Source organism: Solirubrobacter ginsenosidimutans, assembly GCF_027587205.1.
In genome coordinates this window covers 77,235-99,789 of sequence record NZ_JAPDOD010000020.1, presented here as the reverse complement: position 1 = coordinate 99,789, position 22,555 = coordinate 77,235, and the positions used below count along the sequence as shown (strand labels likewise).

29 protein-coding genes are annotated in these 22,555 nt (G+C 71.6%); 12 read left to right on the top strand and 17 right to left on the bottom strand.

Annotated features, from left to right (window positions below; all coding sequences use genetic code 11):
• The first annotated feature begins 22 nt into the window (after positions 1 to 22).
• On the top strand, positions 23 to 250 hold the full coding sequence (locus OM076_RS20890) for a BolA/IbaG family iron-sulfur metabolism protein (RefSeq protein ID WP_270041995.1): 228 nt from the start codon (positions 23 to 25) through the stop codon (positions 248 to 250).
• A gap of 3 nt (positions 251 to 253) precedes the next feature.
• Positions 254 to 655 carry a Grx4 family monothiol glutaredoxin gene (gene grxD / locus OM076_RS20885; protein WP_270041994.1) on the top strand — a complete coding sequence of 134 codons (402 nt, stop codon included), beginning with the start codon at positions 254 to 256 and terminating at the stop codon, positions 653 to 655.
• On the opposite strand, the gene OM076_RS20880 is transcribed toward grxD, so the two are convergent.
• A complete protein-coding gene (locus tag OM076_RS20880) occupies positions 652 to 2,061 on the bottom strand; it encodes an amino acid permease (RefSeq protein WP_270041993.1) in 1,410 nt (469 codons plus the stop codon). The genes grxD and OM076_RS20880 overlap by 4 nt on opposite strands.
• Here OM076_RS20880 and OM076_RS20875 point away from each other — a divergent pair.
• On the top strand, positions 2,060 to 2,764 hold the full coding sequence (locus OM076_RS20875; protein WP_270041992.1) for a type 1 glutamine amidotransferase: 705 nt from the start codon (positions 2,060 to 2,062) through the stop codon (positions 2,762 to 2,764). The genes OM076_RS20880 and OM076_RS20875 overlap by 2 nt on opposite strands.
• On the opposite strand, the gene OM076_RS20870 is transcribed toward OM076_RS20875, so the two are convergent.
• Complete coding sequence (locus OM076_RS20870) at positions 2,680 to 3,396, bottom strand: hypothetical protein (RefSeq protein ID WP_270041991.1); 717 nt, start codon at positions 3,394 to 3,396, stop codon at positions 2,680 to 2,682. The two genes, OM076_RS20875 and OM076_RS20870, sit on opposite strands and share 85 nt — an antisense overlap.
• A gap of 135 nt (positions 3,397 to 3,531) precedes the next feature.
• On the opposite strand from OM076_RS20870, the gene OM076_RS20865 reads away from it, so the two are divergent.
• From OM076_RS20865 to OM076_RS20855, 3 genes are read left to right on the top strand one after another with little or no spacing between them, the layout of a single operon-like run.
• Positions 3,532 to 4,659, top strand: a complete 1,128-nt coding sequence (locus tag OM076_RS20865) for a sensor histidine kinase (protein ID WP_270041990.1) — start codon at positions 3,532 to 3,534, stop codon at positions 4,657 to 4,659.
• Positions 4,656 to 5,315, top strand: a complete 660-nt coding sequence (locus OM076_RS20860) for a response regulator (protein WP_270041989.1) — start codon at positions 4,656 to 4,658, stop codon at positions 5,313 to 5,315. The genes OM076_RS20865 and OM076_RS20860 overlap by 4 nt, the downstream gene beginning before the upstream one ends.
• Positions 5,302 to 5,898: a class I SAM-dependent methyltransferase gene (locus OM076_RS20855; RefSeq protein WP_270041988.1), complete on the top strand. Its 597-nt coding sequence runs from the start codon at positions 5,302 to 5,304 to the stop codon at positions 5,896 to 5,898. Before OM076_RS20860 ends, OM076_RS20855 begins: the two co-directional genes overlap by 14 nt.
• Here the strand turns inward: OM076_RS20855 and OM076_RS20850 are convergent, their stop codons facing one another.
• The 5 genes from OM076_RS20850 to OM076_RS20830 all read right to left on the bottom strand — a co-directional run bounded on the left by OM076_RS20850 (position 5,899) and on the right by OM076_RS20830 (position 9,555).
• Positions 5,899 to 6,252 (bottom strand): PRC-barrel domain-containing protein, encoded by a 354-nt coding sequence (locus tag OM076_RS20850; RefSeq protein ID WP_270041987.1) that lies wholly within the window; start codon positions 6,250 to 6,252, stop codon positions 5,899 to 5,901.
• Positions 6,253 to 6,278: 26 nt separating this feature from the next.
• Complete coding sequence (locus OM076_RS20845; RefSeq protein ID WP_270041986.1) at positions 6,279 to 7,130, bottom strand: ABC transporter permease subunit; 852 nt, start codon at positions 7,128 to 7,130, stop codon at positions 6,279 to 6,281.
• Positions 7,127 to 7,933, bottom strand: coding sequence for an ABC transporter ATP-binding protein (locus OM076_RS20840; RefSeq protein WP_270041985.1), 807 nt, complete (start codon positions 7,931 to 7,933; stop codon positions 7,127 to 7,129). The genes OM076_RS20845 and OM076_RS20840 overlap by 4 nt, the downstream gene beginning before the upstream one ends.
• A 9-nt stretch (positions 7,934 to 7,942) precedes the next feature.
• Positions 7,943 to 9,091, bottom strand: coding sequence for an RNA polymerase sigma factor (locus OM076_RS20835; protein ID WP_270042048.1), 1,149 nt, complete (start codon positions 9,089 to 9,091; stop codon positions 7,943 to 7,945).
• Positions 9,092 to 9,165: 74 nt separating this feature from the next.
• A complete protein-coding gene (locus OM076_RS20830; RefSeq protein ID WP_270041984.1) occupies positions 9,166 to 9,555 on the bottom strand; it encodes a YciI family protein in 390 nt (129 codons plus the stop codon).
• 129 nt (positions 9,556 to 9,684) lie between these two features.
• On the opposite strand from OM076_RS20830, the gene OM076_RS20825 reads away from it, so the two are divergent.
• The gene (locus OM076_RS20825) at positions 9,685 to 10,557 is read left to right on the top strand and encodes a DegV family protein (protein WP_270041983.1); all 873 of its coding nucleotides are present in this window, start codon (positions 9,685 to 9,687) and stop codon (positions 10,555 to 10,557) included.
• A 109-nt stretch (positions 10,558 to 10,666) separates the two neighbouring features.
• Positions 10,667 to 11,830, top strand: coding sequence for an AI-2E family transporter (locus OM076_RS20820; protein WP_270041982.1), 1,164 nt, complete (start codon positions 10,667 to 10,669; stop codon positions 11,828 to 11,830).
• Here the strand turns inward: OM076_RS20820 and OM076_RS20815 are convergent.
• The 6 genes from OM076_RS20815 to OM076_RS20790 are packed head-to-tail and all read right to left on the bottom strand — an operon-like array spanning position 11,827 to position 14,732.
• Positions 11,827 to 12,069: a DUF3618 domain-containing protein gene (locus tag OM076_RS20815; protein WP_270041981.1), complete on the bottom strand. Its 243-nt coding sequence runs from the start codon at positions 12,067 to 12,069 to the stop codon at positions 11,827 to 11,829. The genes OM076_RS20820 and OM076_RS20815 overlap by 4 nt on opposite strands.
• Positions 12,066 to 12,521: a phage holin family protein gene (locus OM076_RS20810; protein WP_270041980.1), complete on the bottom strand. Its 456-nt coding sequence runs from the start codon at positions 12,519 to 12,521 to the stop codon at positions 12,066 to 12,068. Before OM076_RS20810 ends, OM076_RS20815 begins: the two co-directional genes overlap by 4 nt.
• 3 nt (positions 12,522 to 12,524) lie before the next feature.
• Positions 12,525 to 13,157 carry a hypothetical protein gene (locus tag OM076_RS20805; RefSeq protein ID WP_270041979.1) on the bottom strand — a complete coding sequence of 211 codons (633 nt, stop codon included), beginning with the start codon at positions 13,155 to 13,157 and terminating at the stop codon, positions 12,525 to 12,527.
• Positions 13,154 to 13,291, bottom strand: a complete 138-nt coding sequence (locus OM076_RS20800) for a hypothetical protein (protein WP_270041978.1) — start codon at positions 13,289 to 13,291, stop codon at positions 13,154 to 13,156. The genes OM076_RS20805 and OM076_RS20800 overlap by 4 nt, the downstream gene beginning before the upstream one ends.
• 11 nt (positions 13,292 to 13,302) lie before the next feature.
• Entirely contained in the window at positions 13,303 to 13,905 is a 603-nt protein-coding gene (locus OM076_RS20795; protein ID WP_270041977.1) for a TetR/AcrR family transcriptional regulator, read from the bottom strand.
• On the bottom strand, positions 13,905 to 14,732 hold the full coding sequence (locus tag OM076_RS20790) for a carbon-nitrogen hydrolase family protein (protein ID WP_270041976.1): 828 nt from the start codon (positions 14,730 to 14,732) through the stop codon (positions 13,905 to 13,907). The genes OM076_RS20795 and OM076_RS20790 overlap by 1 nt, the downstream gene beginning before the upstream one ends.
• Positions 14,733 to 14,802: 70 nt before the next feature.
• On the opposite strand from OM076_RS20790, the gene OM076_RS20785 reads away from it, so the two are divergent.
• The 4 genes from OM076_RS20785 to OM076_RS20770 all read left to right on the top strand — a co-directional run bounded on the left by OM076_RS20785 (position 14,803) and on the right by OM076_RS20770 (position 18,674).
• The gene (locus OM076_RS20785; RefSeq protein WP_270041975.1) at positions 14,803 to 15,528 is read left to right on the top strand and encodes a DUF2804 family protein; all 726 of its coding nucleotides are present in this window, start codon (positions 14,803 to 14,805) and stop codon (positions 15,526 to 15,528) included.
• Positions 15,529 to 15,613: 85 nt separating this feature from the next.
• Complete coding sequence (locus tag OM076_RS20780) at positions 15,614 to 16,891, top strand: SLC13 family permease (RefSeq protein WP_270041974.1); 1,278 nt, start codon at positions 15,614 to 15,616, stop codon at positions 16,889 to 16,891.
• Positions 16,876 to 17,385 (top strand): universal stress protein, encoded by a 510-nt coding sequence (locus tag OM076_RS20775; protein WP_270041973.1) that lies wholly within the window; start codon positions 16,876 to 16,878, stop codon positions 17,383 to 17,385. Before OM076_RS20780 ends, OM076_RS20775 begins: the two co-directional genes overlap by 16 nt.
• The gene (locus tag OM076_RS20770) at positions 17,382 to 18,674 is read left to right on the top strand and encodes a cytochrome P450 (protein ID WP_270041972.1); all 1,293 of its coding nucleotides are present in this window, start codon (positions 17,382 to 17,384) and stop codon (positions 18,672 to 18,674) included. The genes OM076_RS20775 and OM076_RS20770 overlap by 4 nt, the downstream gene beginning before the upstream one ends.
• Here the strand turns inward: OM076_RS20770 and OM076_RS20765 are convergent.
• From OM076_RS20765 to OM076_RS20750, 4 genes are read right to left on the bottom strand one after another with little or no spacing between them, the layout of a single operon-like run.
• Complete coding sequence (locus OM076_RS20765; protein WP_270041971.1) at positions 18,613 to 19,374, bottom strand: thioesterase family protein; 762 nt, start codon at positions 19,372 to 19,374, stop codon at positions 18,613 to 18,615. The two genes, OM076_RS20770 and OM076_RS20765, sit on opposite strands and share 62 nt — an antisense overlap.
• Positions 19,371 to 20,486, bottom strand: coding sequence for a CaiB/BaiF CoA transferase family protein (locus OM076_RS20760; RefSeq protein WP_270041970.1), 1,116 nt, complete (start codon positions 20,484 to 20,486; stop codon positions 19,371 to 19,373). The genes OM076_RS20765 and OM076_RS20760 overlap by 4 nt, the downstream gene beginning before the upstream one ends.
• On the bottom strand, positions 20,483 to 21,343 hold the full coding sequence (locus OM076_RS20755) for a beta-keto acid cleavage family enzyme (RefSeq protein WP_270041969.1): 861 nt from the start codon (positions 21,341 to 21,343) through the stop codon (positions 20,483 to 20,485). Before OM076_RS20755 ends, OM076_RS20760 begins: the two co-directional genes overlap by 4 nt.
• A 13-nt stretch (positions 21,344 to 21,356) precedes the next feature.
• Complete coding sequence (locus tag OM076_RS20750) at positions 21,357 to 22,550, bottom strand: diguanylate cyclase domain-containing protein (RefSeq protein ID WP_270041968.1); 1,194 nt, start codon at positions 22,548 to 22,550, stop codon at positions 21,357 to 21,359.
• Positions 22,551 to 22,555: the final 5 nt, after the last annotated feature.

The following is a 22,555-nucleotide window of genomic DNA, read 5'->3' as shown; positions in this document are numbered from 1 at the left end:
CGGCCGCTACGCTCTACGTCAGATGCCCTCTACGGACGATCTGAAGCAGCGCATCGAGGCCGCGATTCCGGGCGCCACTGCCCGGGTTATCGACCTCACGGGCACAGAAGACCACTTTCGCGCCGAAGTTGTCGCGCCGGAGTTCGCCGGTATGAGCCGCATCGAGCAGCATCGCCGTGTCTACGCGGTGTTCGGAGCCGACATCGGCGGCCCCATCCATGCCCTGTCCCTCGTCACCAAGGCGGAGTAGACCGTGAGCACCACCAATCCCATCCGCGACGAGATCTCCAAGGCGATCTCCGAGCACGAAGTCATCCTCTTCATGAAGGGCCGCCCGGAGCAGCCGATGTGCGGTTTCAGCGCCCGCACGGTCGCGGCCCTGGACGCGCTGAGCGCCTCCTACGCGGCGGTCGACATCCTCCCGGACCCGCGCATCCGCCAGGAGCTGTCGGCGATCTCCAACTGGCCGACGATCCCCCAGCTGTTCGTCAACGGGGAGTTCATCGGCGGCTGCGACATCGTCACGGAGATGTACGAGACCGGCGAGCTCGCCACCGCGCTCGGCATCGTGCCGCCCGAGGACGCGCCGGAGGACGCCCCCGTCGCCTCCGAGCCGGGCGCCCCGCCGCTGCAGATCAAGAACAACCTCGCCTAGCCAGGCGTCGCCGACCGCTCGGGTGAGCGGTCGCTCTCGCGGGTGAACCGGCCTTCACCGGCCGGCTCGCCCGCTCCGCCGCGGCGCGACTTCAGCCAGTAGGCCGCGAGCACGACCGCCACGCTCAAGAGGCCGAGGTAGAGCTGCGAGCGGACGTCGTCGACGAACGCCATCGAACCGATCACGACCACGATCGCCGCAATCGTGAACCACGTCAGGTAGGGGTACAGCCACATCCGCACCTGGATGTGCTCGGGGTTCTCCTTTTCCAGCCGCCGCCTCAGCACGAGCTGCGAGACCGCGATCAGCAGGTAGACGAACAGCGCCACCGCGCCGCTGGAGTTCAGCAGGAAGAGGAAGACCTTCTCCGGCGAGATCACGTTGGCGATCACCGACAGGAAGCCGACCGAGGTCGCGATCAGGATCGCCCGGGCCGGCACGCCGCGCCCGTTCAGGCGCACCATCCACTGCGGAGCGTCACCGGACCGCGCCAGCGCGAAGTTCATCCGCGACGCCACGTAGAGCCCGGAGTTCAGGCACGAGAGCACCGCGGTCAGCACTACCGCGTTCATGACCTGCTCCGCGGCCGGAAACCCGATCTCTCCCAGCGCTGCGGCGAACGGCGACTTGCCGAGCTCGGCCGAGTTCCACGGCAGGATCGCGACGATCAGGAAGATCGAGAGCACGTAGAACGTCAGCACGCGGACGATCACCGAGTTGGTGGCGCGCGTGACCGCCTCACCGGGCTCTTTGGACTCCGCGGCGGCGATCGTGGCGATCTCCGCCCCCACGAAGGCGAAGATGACGATCACGATCCCGGACAGGATCGCGACGCCGCCTTTGGGCGCGAACCCGCCGTTGGCGGTCAGCTCCGGGACGCCGTGCCCGATCACGTAGACCATCGCGATCGCGATGAAGACGAGGATCGCGACGACCTTGATCGAGGCGAACCAGAACTCGAACTCGCCGAAGGCCTTGACCGACACGAGGTTGGTCGCGGTCAGGGCGAGCATGAGCACGAGCGAGGACGCCCAGATCGGGACGCCCGGCAGCCACTCCTGGATGATTCCTGCGCCGGCGGCCGCTTCGACGGCCAGCACGATGACCCAGAAATACCAGTACAGCCAGCCGACGACGAAGCGAGCCCAGTTGCCCATCGCCAGCCCCGCGTAGTCGGCGAACGAGCCGGTGCTGGGATTGGCGACCGCCATCTCGCCGAGCATCCGCATGACGAGCACCACGAGCAGGCCCGCGGCAAGATAGGAGAGAACAGCGGCAGGGCCGGTCTGGTTGATGACGGCGCCCGAGCCGACGAACAACCCGGCACCGATCACCCCACCGAGCGAGATCATCGTCACGTGGCGGCGCTTGAGGCCGCTCTGGAGACCACCGCTTTCCTCGACCATGCCCACGACTTACCCACGCATCGCCGTCATTCACCATTTGCAGCAGCCGTTCCTCGGCAACGCCGCAGCCCCGCTGGGTGAAGTCACGGAATACTTCGACGGCGCGCTGCCTGACCTCGACACGACCGACGCGATCGTGTCCTTCGGCGGCGAGAAGTCCGCGTGGGACCCGGAGTTCGTGCCCGAGGTCGAGCTGATCCGCGAGGCCGTGGCGCACGAGATCCCGTTCCTCGGCGTCTGCCTCGGCGCGCAGCTGCTGGCCCACGCGTGCGGCGGCGAGGTCTCCCGCCTGCCCCGCCGGCTGATCACCTGGGCGCCGATCGAACCCCTCGACACCGATGACCCGGTCCTCGGCGCGATCCCGCCTGGCGCCCACGCCCTGCACTGGAACGAGGACGGGATCGAGCCGCCGCCGGGCGCGGTGGAGATCCTGAAACGCCCACAAGGCAGCCGGGCGGAGGGCTTCCGCATCGGCCGCCTCGCGTGGGGCGTGCAGTTTCACCCGGAGATCGACGAGGTCTCACTCGACGGGTGGTACGCGGAGTGGGGTGAGCTGCTCGAGCCCGCCGGGAAGACCGTGGCGGGCGCCCGCGAGGCGGACGCCCGCCATCTCCCCGGTCAGGCGGCGCTCTCCACCGCCATCTTCGGCGCCTTCGCGCGCTTGGTGCGGACGCGGCCGGCGGCGCCCTCGGCCCACGCCTGATCGCTCATCCGCGCGACCTTGATGCCGATCGGCAGCAGCGCCACGCCGATCAGCACGGCACCGGCGGCCGCCGGGACGAGCCCGGTGCCGGACGCGAACGGCAGGATCCAGCCGACGGCGACCGCGATCGGCGCCCAGAACTTGACGACACCCGCCCGGAACGCGGCGACCAGGAGCGTCACGAGGCCGAAGAACATCGGCGCGATCGTGCTCGCGAGCAGGACGGCCGCGGTCCAGTGGCTCGCGGCGTCGTCGGCGATCTTGACCGACTCGGCGCGCGGCAGGTTCTGCGCCAGCGCCAGGTCGTAGTAGTCGGTGACGAGCAGGCCCGGCAGCGTGGCCAGGCCGATCACGGCGAGGACGCCGCCGATGTGGGCGACCTTCGGGGTCGAGCGGCGGGCGAGGTGCATGATCCCGAGCGCGGCCGGAAGCAGCAGCAGATAGCCGAAGTGCAGCAGCAGTGCGGCGATCCCGGCCTGGCCCGGATGAGCGGCGAGCGCGTCGTGGTAGCTGGCCGTCGTGGCCTCGTCCTCCCACGGCGTGGCGAGCATGCCGGCGAGGGTGATGATCGGGGCGAGAATCAGGGCGACAGCCGCGACGATGCGGCTGAAGCGGCGGGGGTCAGAGAGCATGCCGAGCAAGCTACGGGCGGCGACGTCTGCCGTCGTCGCCCGCCCCGGCGATTGCGCGTCCCCCGCGCGGCGGACGTTCCGATCATCCGCGAGGCCGATGAACTGCGCCCCGCGCGCCGGTACCTTGCCCGCATCGTGCGACTGAGCCGCGCCCAGCAGATCGACCTCGCGATGGCGATCCCCATCGCCGCACTCGGCGTGCTCGAGGCGCTCGTGCGCGAGCACACCGAGCGCTGGCTCGTCGCCGCGGCGGTCAACGGCGTCGCGGTCGCGCTGCGCCGGCGTCAGCCGCTCGGCGCCTTGGCCGCGGTCGTCGTCGTGCAGTCGCTCGCGCACGACCAGACCTACGACACCGACCCGCTCTCGCCGTTCCTGGCCGAGCTGATCCTGATGTTCACCGTCGCCTACGAGCTGCGCCTGAAGCCCGCGCTGATCGGCTACGGCATCGGCCTCGCCTACGTGATCGTGGACTTCTCCTCGGGGCGGATCCAGGAGATCGCCCAAGCCGGCGCGCAGTCCGGCTTCTACCTGCTGGCCTGGGGCGGCGGACGCGCGCTGCGCGGCCACGAGGAGCGCCGCGCCGCAGCTGAGCGCCACGTCGTGCGCGTGGAGCTCGAGCGCGAGGAGCAGGCACGCGTCGCGGTCGTCGAGGAGCGGGCGCGGATCGCCCGTGAGCTGCACGACGCCGTGGCGCACAGCGTGTCCGTGATGGTGCTGCAGGCGGGCGGCGTGCGCCGGCTGCTGGGCAGCGACCCGGCGCGTGAGCGTGAACGGGAGGCGCTCGCGGGCGTCGAGGAGACCGGCCGCCAGGCGGTCCACGAGCTGCACCGCATGCTCGGCATCCTGCGCAAGGCCGATCCCGGCGCCGAGCTGGCACCTTCGCCGTCGCTGCGACGTGTCGAGGAGCTGGTCACGCAGGTCCGCGGCGCCGGGCTGGACACGTCGCTGACGATCGCCGGCGAGCCCGTCGAGCTCGCCCCCGGCCTGGACATGTCCGCCTACCGGATCGTGCAGGAGGCGCTCACGAACGCGCTGCGCTACGCGCCCGGCTCGACCGTCGGCGTGACGGTCACCTACGGCGGCAAAGAGGTCCAGCTCGAGGTGCGCGACGACGGCGCGCGCGTCAACGGCACCCCTCCCACCAGGGGCTCGGGGCACGGCATCGTCGGCATGCGCGAGCGCGCCGAGCTCTTCGGCGGCGAGCTGGAAGCCGGTCCGGCGCCGGGCGGCGGGTGGCTCGTCCGTGCGAGGCTCTCCACATGATCTCCGTCGTGGTCGCCGACGATCAGCTCCTCGTGCGCGCCGGGCTGAAGATGGTCCTCGACGCCGAGGAGGACATCGAGGTCGTCGGCGAGGCCGCCGACGGCGAGCAGGTGCTCGAGGTCGCCCGCCGCGTCCGGCCCGACGTCGTCCTGATGGACATCCGGATGCCGGTGCTCGACGGCCTGGAAGCCTCACGCCGCATGCTCGCCGCCGCGGACCCGCCCAAGGTCCTCGTCCTCACCACGTTCGACGAGGAGGAGTACCTCTACGAGGCACTGCGCGCCGGGACGAGCGGCTTCCTGCTGAAGGTCTCCCCGCCGGAGCAGCTGATCGGCGCGGTGCGGACCGTCGCCGCGGGCAACGCACTGATCGACCCGGCGGTGACCCAGCGCGTGATCGCGGCGTTCGGCCGGCGGGTGGCGACCAAGCCGCCGCCCGCCACGCTGGCCGAGCTGACGGCCCGCGAACTGGAGGTGCTCGAGCTGCTCGCCCGCGGGCTCAGCAACCAGGAGATCGCGAGCCGGCTGATCGTCGGCGACGCGACCGTCAAGACCCACGTGGCACGGGTCCTGATGAAGCTCGGCCTTCGTGACAGAGTGCAGGCGGTGGTCTTCGCCTACGAGCACGGGATCGTCGAGCCGGGTGCCGGCGCCTGACGCCCTCGCCTACGTTCGCGCCGCCCTTCCGCCGCCGCCCGCCCGCATCCTCGAGATCGGGGCGGGAGACGGCGAGCTGGCCGCATTGCTGCGCACCGCCGGCTACGACGTCACCGCCATCGACCCCAAGGGCTCCGACGCTGTCCTGCCCGTCGCGCTGATCGACCTCGACGCGCCGCCGCGTTCGTTCGACGCCGCGGTAGCGATGGTCTCGCTGCACCACGTCGTCCCGCTCGGCCACTCCCTGCGCCGCCTCTCGGAAGTCCTGCGCCACGGCGCCCGCCTCGTGATCGACGAGTTCGACGTCGATGCGCTCGACGAGCGCGCCTCGGCCTGGTGGCTGGACCAGCACGACAACCCCAAGCACCCGGCCGATCACGTCGCGGAGATGCGCGAGCACCTGTACTCGGTCGGGCACATCCGTGATGAGCTCGCGCCGTGGTTCGACCTCGGCGAGCCCGTCCCCGGCGCCTACCTCTACCGCTGGCCGCTGCGCCCGGAGCTGCGCGACGAGGAGGAGCGGCTGATCGCCACGGGCGAGCTCCCCGCCGTCGGCCGCCGTTTCGTCGCGATCCGGCGGTAGCTACCGCTTGGCGAGGCGGCGCGCGCCTTCGCCCGCGGGCGTGTAGTCGAGGCCGTAGTGGCGGAAGGTCTCGGCCTCCTGGTCCATCGTGAGCTCGACGTCGGTGTCGAACGACGGCGCCTTCTTGAACTCTGCCTTGGGCCGGTCGACGCGCACGTAGTCGCGGCCGACGCTGGCGCGCGTGAGCGGCACGAGCGTGAGCGACTTCGAGAACGTGCCGGACTTGACCGCGGCGAACGTCGGCTCGTCGGTCTCACCGTCGAAGTAGACCTCTTCGAGCTTGCCGAGCTTCTCGCCGACGGCGTCGAGGACGTCCTGTCCGCGCCAGTCCGTGATGTTCTCGACGGGAATCATGGTGGTGACCTACCCCGCCCGGGCGCTCACAAGTCGCGGCGCCGGAACGCCCACAGCGCGCCCGCGCCAACTGCGGCGCTGTAGGCCAGCGCGTAGGGCCACAGCCCCGCGCCGAACGTCTGCGCGCCGCCGAACGGGCCGAGGTCGATCGCGAAGCGGGAGAAGCCGAAGGTGTCCGAGGTGATCCCGTTCAGCGCCGACTGGTAGAGGGCTTCGAACGGCAGCAGCCAGGCGGCCACGCGGCTGACGTTCTCGAGCGTGTCGCTGGAGAGCGCCTCGGCGATCTGCCCGAGCAGGCCGGCGGTCAGCCCGGCGCCGAAGAGCATGAAGATCGCGATGCCGTTGGCGGTGCTGGAGAGCACGACGCTGCCGGCCAGGGCGAGCGCGGCGATGATCGCCACGCCCGCGCCGAGCGCGAGCGCGGGGACGATCACTTGGTCCGGCCACCAGTCGATGAAGACGTTCGTGATCACCGCGCTCGCGAGGAAGACGACGATCACATACGCCGCGCACACGCTGCCCGCCGCGACGAAGCGCCCGAGCAGGAACGTCGCGCGTGAGATCGGCCGCACGAGCAGCGGCTGCAGCAGCCCGCGCTCGGCGTCTCCGCGCACCGCGCCGAGCGTCAGGAAGACGGCGAGGATCGCGCCGAGGAAGAGCGTCGCGAACATCGAGAGGCCGAGCAGCGTCGCGCCCGCGATGATGTCGCCGTCGACCCCGCTGCCGTTGCTGATGTCGCCGGTCTCCTTGGAGATCTGCCAGGTGCCGAGGCCGTAGAGCGCGAGGAAGGCGATCGTCAGGACCGCCACGACGACGAACACGCGCCGCCGCAGCGACTCGCGCAGCGCGAAGCCGGCGATGATCAGCGCGCCGCTCATTTCCCGCCCACCACTTCGAGGTAGGTGTCCTCGAGCGAGGAACGCACGACGCGGACCTCGTAGACGTCCTCGCCCGCCTCGACCAGTTCGCGCACGATCTGCGGGACCTCCTCGCGCGTGGCCTGCCCGAAGCTGCGCACGCCGCGCCCGGTCGTCACCTCGACCCCGCCGGCGCGCGAGAGCTCGTCCGGCGAGCCCGCCGCGACGACCTCCCCGCGGGCGATGATCGCCACCCGGTCGCACACCAGCTCGACCTCGGACAGCAGGTGGGAGTTCAGCAGCACCGCCACACCGCGCTCGCGCAGGTTCTCGAGCAGCTCGCGCACGGTCCGCCGCCCCGCCGGGTCCAGTGCGCTGGTCGGCTCGTCCAGCAGCAGCAGCTTCGGATCGCCGATCATCGCCTGCGCGATCCCGAGCCGCTGCTGCATGCCCTTGGACATCGCGCCCACCCGCCGGTCGGCGACCTCGGCCAAGCCGACCAGCTCGAGCAGCTCCCGCCGTTCGCCCGTGCCGCCCGGCGAGCGCGCGAGCTTCTGGTGCAGCACCAGCAGCTCGTCCGCGCTCAGCCAGTCGGGGAAGCGGAACAGCTCCGCGAGATAGCCGATCGCGCCGCCCAGCCGCACGGTCCCGGACGTCGGCCGCACCAGCCCGCACGCGATCTTCACCAGCGTCGACTTGCCCGCCCCGTTCGGCCCGAGCAGCCCCACCAACTCACCCGCCCCGATCCTCAGATCGACGCCCTTCAGCGCCTCATTCGCGCCATAGCGCTTGCGCAGTTGATGAACAGCGAGTGCGTCAGCCACGCGCACAACCTAAAGGGACAGTCCCTTTATGTTGTGCAGTCTCTGTGCAAGGAAGTCGCGCTCGACCTCGCTGTCGGTGAGGGACAGGGCCTTTAGGTAGGCGTCGGCGGCCTCGTCGCGGCGGTCCAGGCGGCGCAGGAGGTCGGCGCGGGCGGCGTGGAAGAGGTGGTAGCCGCCGAGATCGAGCTCGTCCATCAGGTCCAGGCCGGCTTGCGGGCCGTCGCGCTCGGCGATGGCGACGGCGCGGTTGAGGGCGACGATCGGCGTCGGCGAGATCGCCCACAGCTGGTCGTAGAGCCAGACGATCCGCGTCCAGTCCGAGCCGCGGGAGTGCTCGACGGCGATCGACGCCTGCGCCAGGTGGGGACCGAGCCGGCCGAGGCGCCAGCCGCGGGCGACGAGCCGCTCGCCCTCCATGATCGCGGTCACGTCCCAGCGCGAGCGATCCTGGTCCGGGAGGAGCACGAGCCGGCCGTCGGCGTCGACGCGCGCGTCGCGGCGCGAGTGCTGCAGGAGCATCAGCGCGAGCAGCCCGATCGCCTCGGGCTCGTCGGGCATCAGGTCCACGAGCACGCGCGCCAGGCGGATCGCCTCCTCGCACAGGCCGGCGCGCACCGGCGGGCCGTAGCCGGCGTTGAAGACGAGGTAGACGGTGGCGAGCACGCTGCGCAGCCGCGCGGGCAGGTCGACGTCGCGCGGCACCTCGTAACGGATGCCGGCGGACGCGATCTTCTGCTTGGCGCGGACGATCCGCTGCGCCATCGCCGGCTCGGAGATCAGGAACGCCCGCGCCACTTCGCCCGTCGTGAGGCCGCCGAGCGCGCGCAGCGTCAACCCCACCCGGGCTTCGGGCGCGAGCGCCGGATGGCAGGTCGTGAAGATCAGCCGCAGCCGCTCGTCGGGGATCGGGCTCACGAGCTCAAGCTCCGCTTCGGATTCGTCCTCGCCGCCGCCGAGCGCGCGCAGCTCGCCCTCGAGCTCCGCTCGCCGGCCCGCCCACCGGCGCTCGGTGCGGATCCGGTCCAGTGCGCGGTTGCGCGCGGCGGTGACGATCCACGCCGCCGGGTTGTCGGGAGCGCCGCGCGCGGGCCAGTGCTCGAGCGCGGTGAGGAAGGCGTCCTGGACCGCCTCCTCGGCGCGATCGAGATCGCCGAGGATGCGGGCGAGAACGGCGACCGCCTGTCCGGACTCGCGCCGGAACAGGCGGTCGACGAGAACGTGCTGGGGTTCGGTCAGGCCGTGGCCTCGGCCCCGCTCGGGGCGCTCTCGAGCGCGGCGTAGTCGATCACCGGGCGGACCTCGACGGCGCCGAACTTCGCCTCCGGGATCTTCGCCGCCCAGGCCAGCGCCTCGTCCAGGTCCTTGCACTCGAGCGCGTAGAACCCGCCGAGCTGCTCCTTGGTCTCCGAGAAGGGACCGTCGGTGAGCATGCGCTCGCCGTCGCGCACGCGGACCGTCGTCGCGCTCTGCGTCCCCTGCAGGCCGTCGCCACCGGCGAACACGCCGGCGTCACGCGCGGCCTGACCGAATTCGCCGTGGGCCTGGAAGATCGCGGCGCTCTCCTCAGGCGTCGCCTCGGCGTACATCGACTCGTCGTTGTAGATCAGCGCGTAGAACAACATGGCACCCTCCGTTCGGGCTCGTCCGCGACGCCTTCGCCGCGGTTGTGACCCTACGACGTCTGGGTGAGACGCGTTCGACATTTTTGGCGCGTCGGCGCTCGTCCGAGCCGGGGGATAGGCTCACGCGGCATGTCCACCGTCGCCGTCGTGACCGACACCACGCAGTATCTCCCGCGCGAGGTGATCGAGCGCCATGGCCTGCACCTGGTGTCGCTCTACGTGAACTGGGACGGGCGTACGGACCGCGAGATCGACCTCCCCGACTACGACGCGTACTACGCCTTCCTGCGCTCGGGCGGCGAGCTGCCGAGCACGTCGCAGCCGAGCGTCGGCGATTTCCTCGCCGTGTATGAGCCGCTCGTGGAACGGGGCGACGACATCCTCTCGATCCATCTCAGCGGCGGGATCTCCGGCACGGTCCGAGCGGCCGAGCAGGCGCGCGACCTGCTGATCGAACGCGGGATGCAGGCCGAGAAGATGGTCGTGGTCGACTCGTTGACGGGCTGCGCCGGGCACGGGTTCATGGCGGTCGCGGCGACCAACGCCGTCGCCGGCGGTGCCGACCTGGCCGGCGCGGTGGCCGCCGCCGCGGCGATGCGCGAGAACCTCAAGATCATCGTGATGGTCGACACGCTGGAATACCTCCGGCGCGGTGGGCGCATCGGCGCGGCGCGGGCGTGGATCGGCGCGACGCTGAAGGTCAAGCCGATTCTCACGATCGAGGGCGAGATGCAGCCCGTCGAGCGGGTGCGAACGGCGAGCCGGGCGTTCGAACGGCTGGTCGCCCACCTCGAGCAGCGGCGCGAGGACGGCTGTGACGGCTTCGCGATCCAGCACATCCAGGCGCCGGCCGAGGCCGAGCGGCTCGCGGAGCGCGGTCGCGCGATCTACGGGCGCGATCCGGAGCTGATCTCGGAGATCGGCCCGGTGATCGGGACGCACACCGGCCCGGGAATCCTCGGCGTCACCGGCCTGCGCACGGATCTGCTCGGCCCTTTCTGAAAGGGCGACGACTCGCCCTGCGGGCTCGCGTCGCTGGAAGGACTCGCCTGCGGCTCGCCCTTCCGCGTTCATGAAGGAATCAGCGTTGCGGGGTTGAACCTGGGCGTCGGTGGGCGTCCCGCTCGATCCTCGTAACCGTCGCGACGCTGAGCCGCCGACGATCCAGGTCATCCCGGCGTTCTCGCCGCGGATCATCGTGCGCACGCTCGTGATCTTCGTGTCGTTCGCGATCTCGCTGTACCTGGTGTACCTGCTGCGCAAGCCGATCGGGTGGGTGCTGATCGCGACCTTCTTGGCCGTCGCGCTCTCGGGCCCCGTCAACGTCCTCAATCAGTGGATGCGGCGCGGGTTCGCGATCACGATCGTCTATTTCTGCCTGCTGTTGATCCCGATCGGGATCGGCGCGCTGATCATCCCGCCGCTCGTGACGCAGGGCAACAACCTGATCCAGAACCTGCCGCGGTACGCGCAGGACGTGCAGGACTACACGAACAAGAACGAGCGGCTGCGCAAGATCGAGGCCGACTACAACATCACGGAGAAGCTGCAGCAACAGGCCGACAAGCTCCCCGCGCGGGTGGGCGACGCCGCCAATGTGCTGGGCAACATCGGCCTCGGGCTGGTCAACTCGCTGTTCGCGCTGTTCACGATCCTCGTGCTGACGGCGTTCCTACTGGGCAGCGGCGCCGGGTGGGTGAACCGCATGTTGGAGTTGCGACCACCCGAGCACTCCACGCGGATCCGCACCGCGCTGGACCACATGGGCAAGGCGGTCGGCGCGTACGTCGGCGGCGTGCTCGCGCAGGCGACGCTCGCCGCCGTCCTCGCCTACATCGTCCTGGCGATCCTCGGCGTGCCGTTCGCCGGCGCCCTGGCGATCGTGATCTTCTTCTCCGACCTCGTGCCGCTGGTCGGCGCGACGATCGGCGCCGTGCTCGTGGGCGTCGTCACCGTCTTCGGCGACTTCCCGACGGCGACGATCATCTGGGTCATCTACTCGATCGCCTATCAGCAGATCGAGAACACGCTGATCCAGCCGCAGATCCAGAAGCGCGCCGTCAACGTGCACCCGTTCATCGTCCTGGTCGCCGTGCTGTTCGGCTCGACGCTGCTGGGCGTGATCGGCGCGCTGGTCGCGATCCCGGTCGCCGCCTCGGTGCAGATCGCGATCCGCGAGTGGTGGGACTTCCGCCACGACCAGACGATGAACGACATCATCGCGCCAGCGGGACCGACTGCCGCCGACACGCCGCCGCCGGCCCCCGCCGTCTAGTAACGGCGGGAACTGCGCCGGCCGGTGAGCAGGCCGGTGAAGGCCGCGATGCCACCGCCGACGACGAAGCCCGCGACGGCCGCGCCGATGATCACTTCACGCTTGTGCGCCCGCAGCTGGCCGCGCCAGTCGGTCGCCTTGGCGACTTCGCCGCGCAGCGATTCGACGGCGACCGCGAGATCGGCGCGGTTGGCCTCGATCGAGGCCCGGATCTCCTGCGGGGTGCGCGCGCCGCTCATCGCTTCGCCTCCACGTTCGAGGGCGTGGCCGGCGTGACGGCGCCGGACGGCGTCGCGGGATGCGGGGCCGTGAGCGTCTGCTTGATCAGCTGAGCCTCCTCGATGGCCATCGTCGGGGTGGGCGGCGAGCCCTTCTTGAAGAAGCGCGCGGCGAGGAACCCGGCGAGCCCGCCGAGTAGGAACAGGGTGCCCGACACGATCAGGTAGCCGAGCCACGCGCCGCTGCCGAGGAGCTCGGCGATCCCCAGCGCGACGAAATGCAGGAAGTAGATGAGCCCGGTGAGGATGAAGACGCCCGCGGCGGCGCCGACGGCCGCGCCCTTGGCGAGCCCGGTGGCCTTCTCGGTCAGCTCCGCCTTGGCGAGCGCGATCTCCTCGCGGACGAGCAGCGAGGCCTTCTCGGAGACCTCGGTGATCGCCTTGCCCAGCTCAGATATCTGTGGATCCGTCATAGGTCAGTCGACCAGCCTCTTGAGGATGCGGGCGATCAGGAATGCGCTCGCGAAGGCCACACCGGCGACCACCTCGGGCCGCTCCAGCGGGCTCGGCTCGGCCGGCTTCGCCGGGGGAGCCTCGTATGAGGCCGCCGCCGCGGCAGCGGCCGCGGGGTCGGTGTCTGATCCCAGTCCGGGGGACATCACGTTCGCACCCGAGAGGTTCGCGGTGGCCCTGGCGGACCCTGCCTTCTCGCGGGCCAGCTTCTCGGCGTTGGCAGCCTGCTCGCGCGCCCTTGCGGCTTCGGCCTCGGCGCGCTGGCGCGCTTCATGAGCCTTGCGCTCCTTGCGCGAGAGCTTCGCCTCCTGCTGCTCCGCGGCCTCGACCTCGTCGTGGGCCTTGGCGGTCTCCTCCTCGGCGCGGCGCTCGTCGGTCTCGCGCAACTGCTGGCGCAGCTCCGCACCGCGTGCCTCGGCGCTCGCGCGCTCGGCCTGCGCCTTGGCCTCGCGGGCCGCGGCGGCCGCGGTGGCATCCTCCGCGGTCGCACCCGCGGCGGCCTCAGACTGCTGTGCAGGCGTACCGGGCGGAGCCACCGGCTCTTCTTCGAAGCGCGGGCTCCACTCTTCGGTGCGCTGGGGGTCGTCGTCTTTCACTCGGGCGGATCTTCCCCAAAGATGCGGCGGAATACCACGGCCGCGATGCGGGTGGTCACGATCGAGGCCAGTGCACCGGTTCCGGCGAGCAGCCCGGACCAGGCCAGCCGCTTGACGAGATCGTTATCGGTCATGGCGGCGGAGTCTATGCGGCGAGGCCGCCGACGATGGTCCGGACGATGTGCGCCTTGGCCAGCTCGTACTCGGTTTCGCTCTCCGGCAGCAGCCCGAAGATCCAGCCCGTCAGGACCTGCTCGATCGCTCCATAGAACGCCATGACGGCGAACTCGGCCGGGATCTCGGAGCGGAACTCGCCGGTTTTCTGTGCCTTTTCGACCACGCCGCGGATCAGCGCGTAGGCCTCGCCGATCTTGTCGATGTGGGTCGCGCCGAAGCTGTTCGCCGCGCGCGTGACCTCGACGATGATGACCTTCATCAGGTCGGGATCGTGACGGTAGGACTCGATGATGAAGCCGGCGATCGCGGTCAGCTTCTGCTCGGCCGGGACGTCCTGGAGGTCGGTCTCGCGGATCGCCCCGAGCAGGAAGTCCCAGCGCTCCAGGAACAGCGTGTCCAGCACCTGGTCCTTGGACTTGAAGTAGTGGTAGACGAGCCCGTACGCGACGCCCGCCTCGTTGGCGATGTCCGACACGCGGCAGGCGTGGAAGCCCTCGCGCGCGAAGACCCGCACCGCCGCGTCGAGGATGAGCCTGCGCTTGTCGACTGCGGCCTGCTTCGGAGCTGCCACTACGCGGTGACCTCGGTCGGCCAGCGGTACGCCTCGGGACGCCGGTTGGCGAGCGAGGGCAGCGTGCGGCGGATCTCCTGCTGGCGGGCGAGGTCGAGCTCGGCGACGATGAACGTCTCGGTGTCGGGCGCGGTGGCGAGGACGACGCCCCACGGATCGACGATCATCGAGCGCCCGCCGGAGCGGATCCCGGGCGCGTGCTCGCCGACCTGGTTGGCGGCGATGACGAACGCCTGACCCTCGATCGCGCGGGCGCGCAGCAGCACCTCCCAGTGGTCGCGCGTGGTCGCGAACGTGAACGCGGCGGGCACGGCGATCAGCTGGGCGCCCTTGACCGCGAGGATGCGGTAGAGCTCGGGGAAGCGGACGTCGTAACAGATGGTGAGGCCGAGCGGGACGCCGTTGGCGGTCTCGGTGACGACGATCTCGTCCCCGGGCGCCTCGTGCGCGGACTCCTTGTAGACGTGGCCGTTGACCTCGACGTCGAACATGTGGATCTTGCGGTAGCTCGCCTTCAGCTCGCCGTCGGGGCCGACATGGATCGACGTGTTGGCACCGCGCTCCTCGCCGGTCTTCTCGCTGAACGAGCCTGCGACGAGGTCGATCTGAAGGTCCTTGGCAATGCTCGTGGCCCAGTGCAGGATCGGGCCGTCGAACGGCTCGGCGGCGGCGATCGTCTGCTCCGGCGTGCCCAGCACCGGCCACTTCTCGGGCAGCACGACGAGTTCCGCGCCGGCTCTGGCCGCTTCGCGGGTGAGGCGGTCCGCGGCCGCAAGGTTGCGGTCCCGGTCCGGGGTGGAATGCAGCTGGACGGCGGCGACACGCACGAGAGGTTCTCCTTCCCCAACGGACTGACCCGTCAGTCAATCGCGTCCGGGAGGATACCGTTCCGCGCGCATGCCGCTCCATAAGTCGTGGCAATGGGTGGGCGCGTTCGGACCGGACGTGATGCTCTGCGTCGCCCACGCGCGGGTGGGTGTGATGCGGCGGTCGTGGTGGGCGGTCTGGGACGGTTCGCGGTTGCGCGAGGGGACGCGTGGCGTGACGCTCTCGCGTGAGCGGGCGCAGGTGAAGGACGGCGACGTGCGGATCGGGCTCGGCTTCCTGCACGGCGCGCCGATCGAGGTCACCACCGGGCCGGCCTGGACGCGCAAGACGCCGCTGGCGGTCAAGGGCGTCGTGGTCCTCGGTGACCGCAGCATCACGGTCGAGGCCCCGGGCCTGCTCGACGAGTCCGCGGGGCGCCACGCGCGGCGCACCGCCTGGCGCTGGTCCGCTGGGGCGGGTGTGACGCCGGCGGGCGTCGACGTGATCTGGAACCTCGTCGACGGCCTGCACGACGGCACTCACCTGCCTCGGCCGGGGGCCTCGTCACCGCTTCGCTCGGAGCGCACGGTCTGGCTCGGCGGCGAGCCGCACGAGGTGGGCCCGCAGCCCTTCGACGGCTTGACCCGCGTCGGCGACCTCGAGTTCGAAGCGCTCGCCACGCGGGCAAAGCGCGAGAACTACCTCGTGCTCGCCTCCGACTACGAACAGCCCTTCGGCACCTTCACCGGCTCGCTCCCGGTCGCCGGCCCACTCCACGGCTGGGGCGTGATGGAGCGCCACGAGGCGCTGTGGTGATGCCGGCCGAGCCCGCGCCGCGCGACCGTCGACTTTCTCGCGCTCTACGCGAGAAAGTCGACTCTCGTTCCGCGGCGGGCCGTCGGTGATCCTCGCCGCGGTGCTGCTCGCGGCGGCCATCGCCGCCGCCGTCGTCCGTGACCGCCGCGCGCCGGAGGCCGCCGTGGCGCTCGGCGGCGCCGCGCTGCTGCTCGCGACCGGGGTGTTGTCGTGGGATGACGCGTGGGACGAGGCGGGTGACCTCGCGCCGACGCTGGTCGTGCTCGCGTCGTTGCTCGTGCTCGGCGAGGGATGTGAGCGGGCGGGGGTGTTCGACGCGCTCGCGGCCCGGCTGGCGGCGGGCGCGCGCGGGTCGGGGCCGCGGCTGTTGACCCTCGTCGTGGGTGCGGCCGCGGCGGTGACCGCGGTGCTCGGCCTCGACGCGACCGTCGTCCTGCTCACCCCCGCCGCGTTCGCCGCCGCCGCGAAGGCGCGCCTGAACGCTCGCCCGCACGTCTACGCGTGCGCGCACCTCGCCAACTCGGCGTCGCTGCTGCTGCCGATCTCGAACCTCACGAACCTGCTCGCGTTCCGTGCGAGCGAGCTCTCCTTCGCCCGCTTCGCGGCATTGATGGCGCTGCCGTGGGCGGTCGCGATCGCGATCGAGTGGGGCGCGCTGCGCTGGGTCTTCCGCACGACGCTCGAGGCGCCCGGCCGAACGCCGAAAGCCCCGATCCCGCCACTCGCCCCTGCCCCGCTCGCCGTGCTCGCGTTCACGCTCGCCGGCTTCGTCGTCGCCGGCCCGCTCGGGCTGGACGCCGCGTGGCCGGCCGCGCTCGGCGCGCTGCTGATGACCGCGGTGACGGTCCACGCCGCGCCGCGCGAAGTGACCGCGCCGGGCGCGCCGTCGCCGCGCCCCGCCGCCTCGCCGCGCGTCGCCGCCGCACGGGACATGGCGCGCGCCGTCGATCTCCCGCTCCTCGGGTTCGTACTCGGACTCGGGTTGATCGTCCGGGCGCTCGCCGATCACGGGCTCGCCGACACCGTCTCAGACATCCTTCCCGACGGCCACGGGCTGCTCGCGCTGCTCGGAGCGACCGCCCTCGCGGCGGTGCTCGCCAACGTGCTCAACAACGTGCCCGCGCTGCTCGTGCTCCTTCCCGCCGCGGCCGCCGCCGGGCCGGAGACGGTGCTCGCGGTGCTGATCGGGGTCAACTGCGGGCCGAACCTCACCTACACCGGATCGCTGGCCACGCTGCTGTGGCGGGGTGCGCTGCGTGACCGGGGGGAGGAGCCGGGGCACGCGGAGTTCCATCGACTCGGCGCGTTGACGGTGCCGCCGATCCTCGTGGCCTGTACGGTCGCGCTGTGGCTCGTGACCTGAAGGTCCTGGCGTGGATCACCGAGAGCGGGTGGGAGGCGTGCGTGGACGCGGTCGCCCGGCTCGAGCCCACCGAGGTCACGCTCATGCACGTCGCGACGACGGAGCTGCCCGGCCCGCGCGGTCGCCGTCACGAACAGGTCATGGCGCGGATGGCGGACCTGGCCGGCGAGGCGGCGCAGGCGCTGCTCGACGACGCGGTGGAGCGCCTCGACCAGGGCGGCGTGACCATCTTCACACTGCCCGAGAGCGGGTGGCCCGAGGATGTCGTCATGCAGGCCGCGGCTGAAGCCGACCTTCTCGTCCTGACGCGCGACAACCGGCATCCCGGACCGCACTCGATCGAGCACGCCTCGCGCTTCGTCGTCGACCACGCGCCGTGCGACGTGCTGGTGGTCTGGCCCGGCGGCGGACCGGACGGGCCACCTCCCAAGCCGAAGCCGAAGCCCAAACCAGGAGCCAAGCCCAAGCCGAAACCGAAACCGGAGCCGCGGTGACGCTCCCGCCTTCCCCGCGCGGCCCGCACCTGCTCCAGACCGCCGGCTGGGTCACCCGCCCCGGCCCGTACTCGCGACGCCTGCGCGGACGCTTCGGCGACACCTTCACCCTGCACGTCGACCGCCGCGCGCCGTGGGTCGTCCTCTCGCACCCCGACGACGTCCGGCAGGTCTTCACGGGCGACCCGAACGTGTTCCACGCCGGCGAGGGCAACGCGATCCTGCGGCCGCTGCTCGGCGCGCGCAGCGTCCTGCTGCTCGACGGCCCGGAGCACATGCGCGAGCGCAAGACGCTGCTGCCGCCGTTTCATGGCGAGCGCATGCAGACCTACGGCGAGCTGATCCGCGGGATCGCCGAGGCCGAGGTCGCGTCCTGGCCGACGCAAACCCCGATCGGCGTCCGCCCGCGGATGCAGGCGCTGACGCTCGAGATCATCATGCGCGCGGTCTTCGGCACCCGCGACGAGCAGCTGCGCGCGCAGCTCTCGACGCTGCTGGACTGGATGGGCGACCCGCTGCGCCTGATGCTGATCGTGCTCGCCGGCCCACAACTCAACGAGCGCGCGATGCGCCGCATGCGCGCGCCGATCGACCAACTGCTCACCGCCGAGATCGCGAAACGCCGCGCCGCGCCCGACGTCCACGAGCGCGACGACATCCTCTCGATGCTCGTCTCGGCGACCGACATGGACGACGCCACCATGCGCGACGAGCTCCTGACGCTGCTGATGGCCGGCCACGAGACGACCGCGACCGCGCTCGCCTGGGCACTCGAGCGGCTCGCGCGCCATCCGACCGCGTGGGAACGGCTGAAGACGGGCGACGAGGACTACCTCGACGCCGTCGTGAAGGAGACGCTGCGCCTGCGCCCGGTCGTCCCCGCCGTCCTGCGGCTCCTCAAGGCTCCGGTCACCATCGCCGGCCACGACCTCCCCGCGGGCGTCGCGGTCCAGCCGAACATCCTCCTCATGCACACCCGCGAGGACGTGTATCCGGACCCGTTCGCGTTCAAGCCCGAGCGGTTCCTGGACAGCCCCGCCGGCACCTACACCTGGATCCCCTTCGGCGGCGGCGTGCGCCGCTGCCTCGGCGCGAGCTTCGCGCTGTTCGAGATGAAGGCCGTGCTGCGCGCCCTCGCCGACGCGGTCGAGACGCTCGAGCCGATCGGCTCGAGCGAGCGGCCGCAGCGCCGCGCGGTCACGCTCGTCCCCGCCAAGGACGCGCAGGTCAGCGTGGCGCGACGAGCAGCGCCTGTGCGCCGCGTGCCACCGGTCCCGACTGGTCGCTGAGCACCGACGTCGCCAGCCCGGCGCCGCCTTCGGCGATCTCCGTCCGCGCGTCGAGCAGCACCCACTCACCCACCGGCTCGCGCAGGAAGTGCACCGTGAGCTCGGTGTTGATGAACAGGTAGCGCGCCCAGTCCAGGACGTTGGACGCGCCGTTGCCCGAATCGGCCACCGCCATCACCCGCTGGCGCGGCGTCGGCTCCTCCCCCTCCACGATGCCGGTCAAGAGCCGCGTCCAGACCGCTGCCGGGCCCCGCTCGGTCCATCCGCCGCCCGCCCACCGCCACTCGATCGCGTGCGCGTAGCCAAACGTCTCGCCGAGCTGCGGCGGCGGCGCATCGGCGTCGTCGGGCAATGCGATCGGCGATTCCACGGGCGTCCCCACCGGCGACCCGAGCACCCGCCACGCCCGCGCCCGCAGCACCACGCGCCCGTCCGCCCGCAGCTCGCCCGCGAGCAGCTCGACCGACCGCCCGGGCCGCTCCACCGAGGTCACGACCTCGACCTCGGTGATCGGGATCGCGCCGAGGATCTCGACCGTCACCCGCGCCAGGACCATGTCGTCGCGCGGCGCCGTCCGCTCGAGCAGACCCGTGAGGAGCGCGGACGGTGGCCCGGCGTGCTGATGGCGCGGATCCCACGGGCCCGAGGTCCGCTCCGTCGCTCGGTAGCGCCCGTCGCCAAGGGGGATGAAGAAGCTCATTTCGCCGCACCCGACGAACGCAGCGCGGCGATCTCACCCGCGTCGTAGCCCGCCTCGCCCAGCACCTCGTCCGTGTGCTCGCCCAGCCCCGGCGGCCCCCCACGCGCGTAGTCGGCCGGCGTCTCGGAGAGGCGGACGGGCGTCGCGAGCAACCCGTCGACGACCATCCCGCGCGAGCGCACGTGCTCGTCCTCCAGCACCTCGTCGAGCTCCAAGACCGGCTCAAGGCAGCAGTCGTGCGTCGCGTTGAAGGCCTCCCACTCCGCCCGCGTGCGCCCCAGCAGCACTGCCGACACTTCGGCATGCGCCGCAGAGCCCGGGGCGTCGAACTGCGACGGAATCAGGTCCTCGCGCCCCACCCCGCGACAGAACGCGGCCCAGAACTTCGGCTCCAGCGCGCCCATCGAGACGTACCCGTCGGCGCACTCGTAGACCCGATAACAGAGCAGGCGGCCGCCGAGGATCAGCTCGCCCCGTCGCGGCACCGCCCCGCCCGCCAGCAGGCCGGCCGCCGGCATCGCCAGCAGCGACAGCGCGCCGTCGGCCATCGAGATGTCCACGAACTGGCCCGTCCCGGACCGCAGCGCCGCGAGCACGCCGAACGCGGCCATCAGCGCCCCGCCCGCGATGTCCGCGATCTGCGCCGCGGCCTGCACCGGCGGCCCACCCGCGTCGCCGCTCATCCCCAGGACGCCCGTCCGCGCCAGGTAGTTCAAATCGTGCCCCGCCCGCAGACGCAGCGGCCCGTCCTGCCCATAGCCCGTGATCGCGCAGTAGACCAGCGACGGATTCACGCCGCGGAGCACGTCAAAACCGACGCCGAGCCGATCCATCACGCCCGGCCGGAAGGACTCGATCACCACGTCGGCGGACGCCACGAGCCGCAGCAACGCGTCCCGCCCGCCGTCCGACTTCAGGTCCAGCTGCACCGACCGCTTGCCGCGATTCAAAGCCCCAAACGACGCCGGATCGGCCCGCGCGTAATCACCCGCCCCGGTGTCCTCGATCTTGATCACGTCGGCGCCGTGATCGGCGAAGAGCAGCGTGCAGTACCCGCCCGGCAACAGCCGCGTGAGGTCCAGCACCCGCAGCCCGGCAAGCGACCCGATCAAGCGAGCCCCAACAGCGAACGCGCCTCGGCCACCGTCGCCAGCCGACGCCCCGAGTCCAAAGCCATCCGCGCCGCCCGCGCCACCAATTCCCCGTTGGATCGCGCCATCGAACCGTCGGGCAGGTAGAAGTTGTCCTCCAGGCCCACCCGCACGTTCCCGCCCAACGACAGCGCGGCGGCCAAAAGCCCCCATTGCCCGCGCGAGATCCCGATCACGCCCCACTGGTGCGGCACGTCGGGCACCTGCTCGGCCATGTGGGCGACGTTGCGCGCCGTCGGCCGGATCCCGCCCGTCACCCCCATCACGAACGACACCGACAGTGGAGGCGAGAGCACCCCCATGTCCAGCAACGGATCCAGCGACGCGACGTGCCCCGAGTCGAAGCACTCGTGCTCCGGCCGGATCCCCACCGAGACCATCCCGTCCAGCAGCGCCCGGATCGTCTCGAACGAGTTCTCGAACACCGCCGCGAAGACGAAGTCCTTGCGCCGGGAGGAGTACTTCGCGTAGTTCATCGACCCCATGTTCAGCGCGCCGATCTCCGGCCGCAGCTCAGTCAAGTACTCGAGCCGCTTCGCCACCGGCACCCCCAGCGCGCCCGTCGAGTAGTTGACGATCACCGCGTCGCCGACCTCGTCACGGATCGCCGAAGTAATCGCACGGAAGTCGGCGATCTCGTGCGAAGGAGCCCCGGAAGGCGTCCGCGCGTGCAGGTGCACCATCACGCCGCCCTCGTCCACCACCCGCCTCGCCTCCGCGGCGTACTCCGCGGGCGTGTACGGGATCGCCGGGCACTGCTCCCGCGACGCGAGCGCGCCCGACATGGCGCAGGTGAGGATGACGGGGTCGTCGGCCAACGCGGGCTCGAAACTAGCGCAGCGAGCCGTTGCGCGCGCCCTTGGCGGCGTACATCGCGCGGTCCGCGTGGGCGAGCAGATCGGCCGCGTTGCCGCCGTCGGCGGGGAACGTCGCCACGCCCACCGCCGCCCCCAGGGAGAGGTTCGCGCCGGCGAACGGGATCGGCTCGGCCAGCGCGTCCTGGATGCGCTCCAGCGAGTCCCGGACCGCGCCCGAGCGGCCGCCGAGGTCGGTCAACACGACGACGAACTCGTCGCCGCCGAGCCGCGCCACGAGGTCGCGCTCACGCACGGAGCGCGACAGCCGCCGCGCGACCTCGCGCAGCGCCTCGTCCCCCGCCGCGTGCCCGTGCGTGTCGTTGATCGCCTTGAAGCCGTCGAGGTCGAGCATCAGCAGCCCGACGGACCGCGCCCGCGCGCCCGCCCGCCCCAGCGCGGCCGCCAGCGTGCGCTCGAGCGCCCGCCGGTTGGCGAGCCCCGTCAGCGGGTCGGTGTCCGCCTCGTGGCGGGTGCGCCGGTCCTGCTCCACCCGCGCGGTGACGTCGTCATAGGAGGCGACCGCCCCGTAGAGCTGGCCGTCGTCGTGGTGCAGCGGGTTCGCGTGCACCTCGACCCACAGCAGCGACCCGTCACGGCGCACGAAGCGCACGACCTGATCGCTCACCTCCTCGCCCCGCAAGGCACGCACCAGCGGCAGGTGCTCGGTGGGAAGCAGATGCCCGCGGTCGTCGAGCAGGTCGACCGGGATCGCGCTCAAGGTCCGATCCGTCAACTCGTCGAGCGGCACGCCGAAGATCACGGCCGCCGCCTCGTTGGCGACGACCACGCGCCCCTCGGTGTCGGCGACCACGACGCCCTCCTGCAGCCCCGAGAGGATCTCGCGGTTCAGGCGCTCGGACGCCCGCAGCGAGCGCTCGTGCAGCTTCTGCGCCGTGATGTTCCAGTACGCGGCGAGGATCGACCCGGCGCCGAGCGGCGTGATCTGGGCGCGCCACCACTCATCGCCCGGCGCTTCGAGCTCGAACGTCGCGGCCTGCTGCGCCTCGCACGCGTCGAGCAGCGTGTCCGCCCAGCCCGCATCGGAGGGCAGCATCTGGCCCTTGGCTTCCTCGTTGGCGTACCGGAGCGTCAGCGCGCCGCCGGTCGCCTCCCATACCTGGAGGCCGACGGGCACAACGTCCAGCACATGTCGATCGGCAGCGTCCATTGACA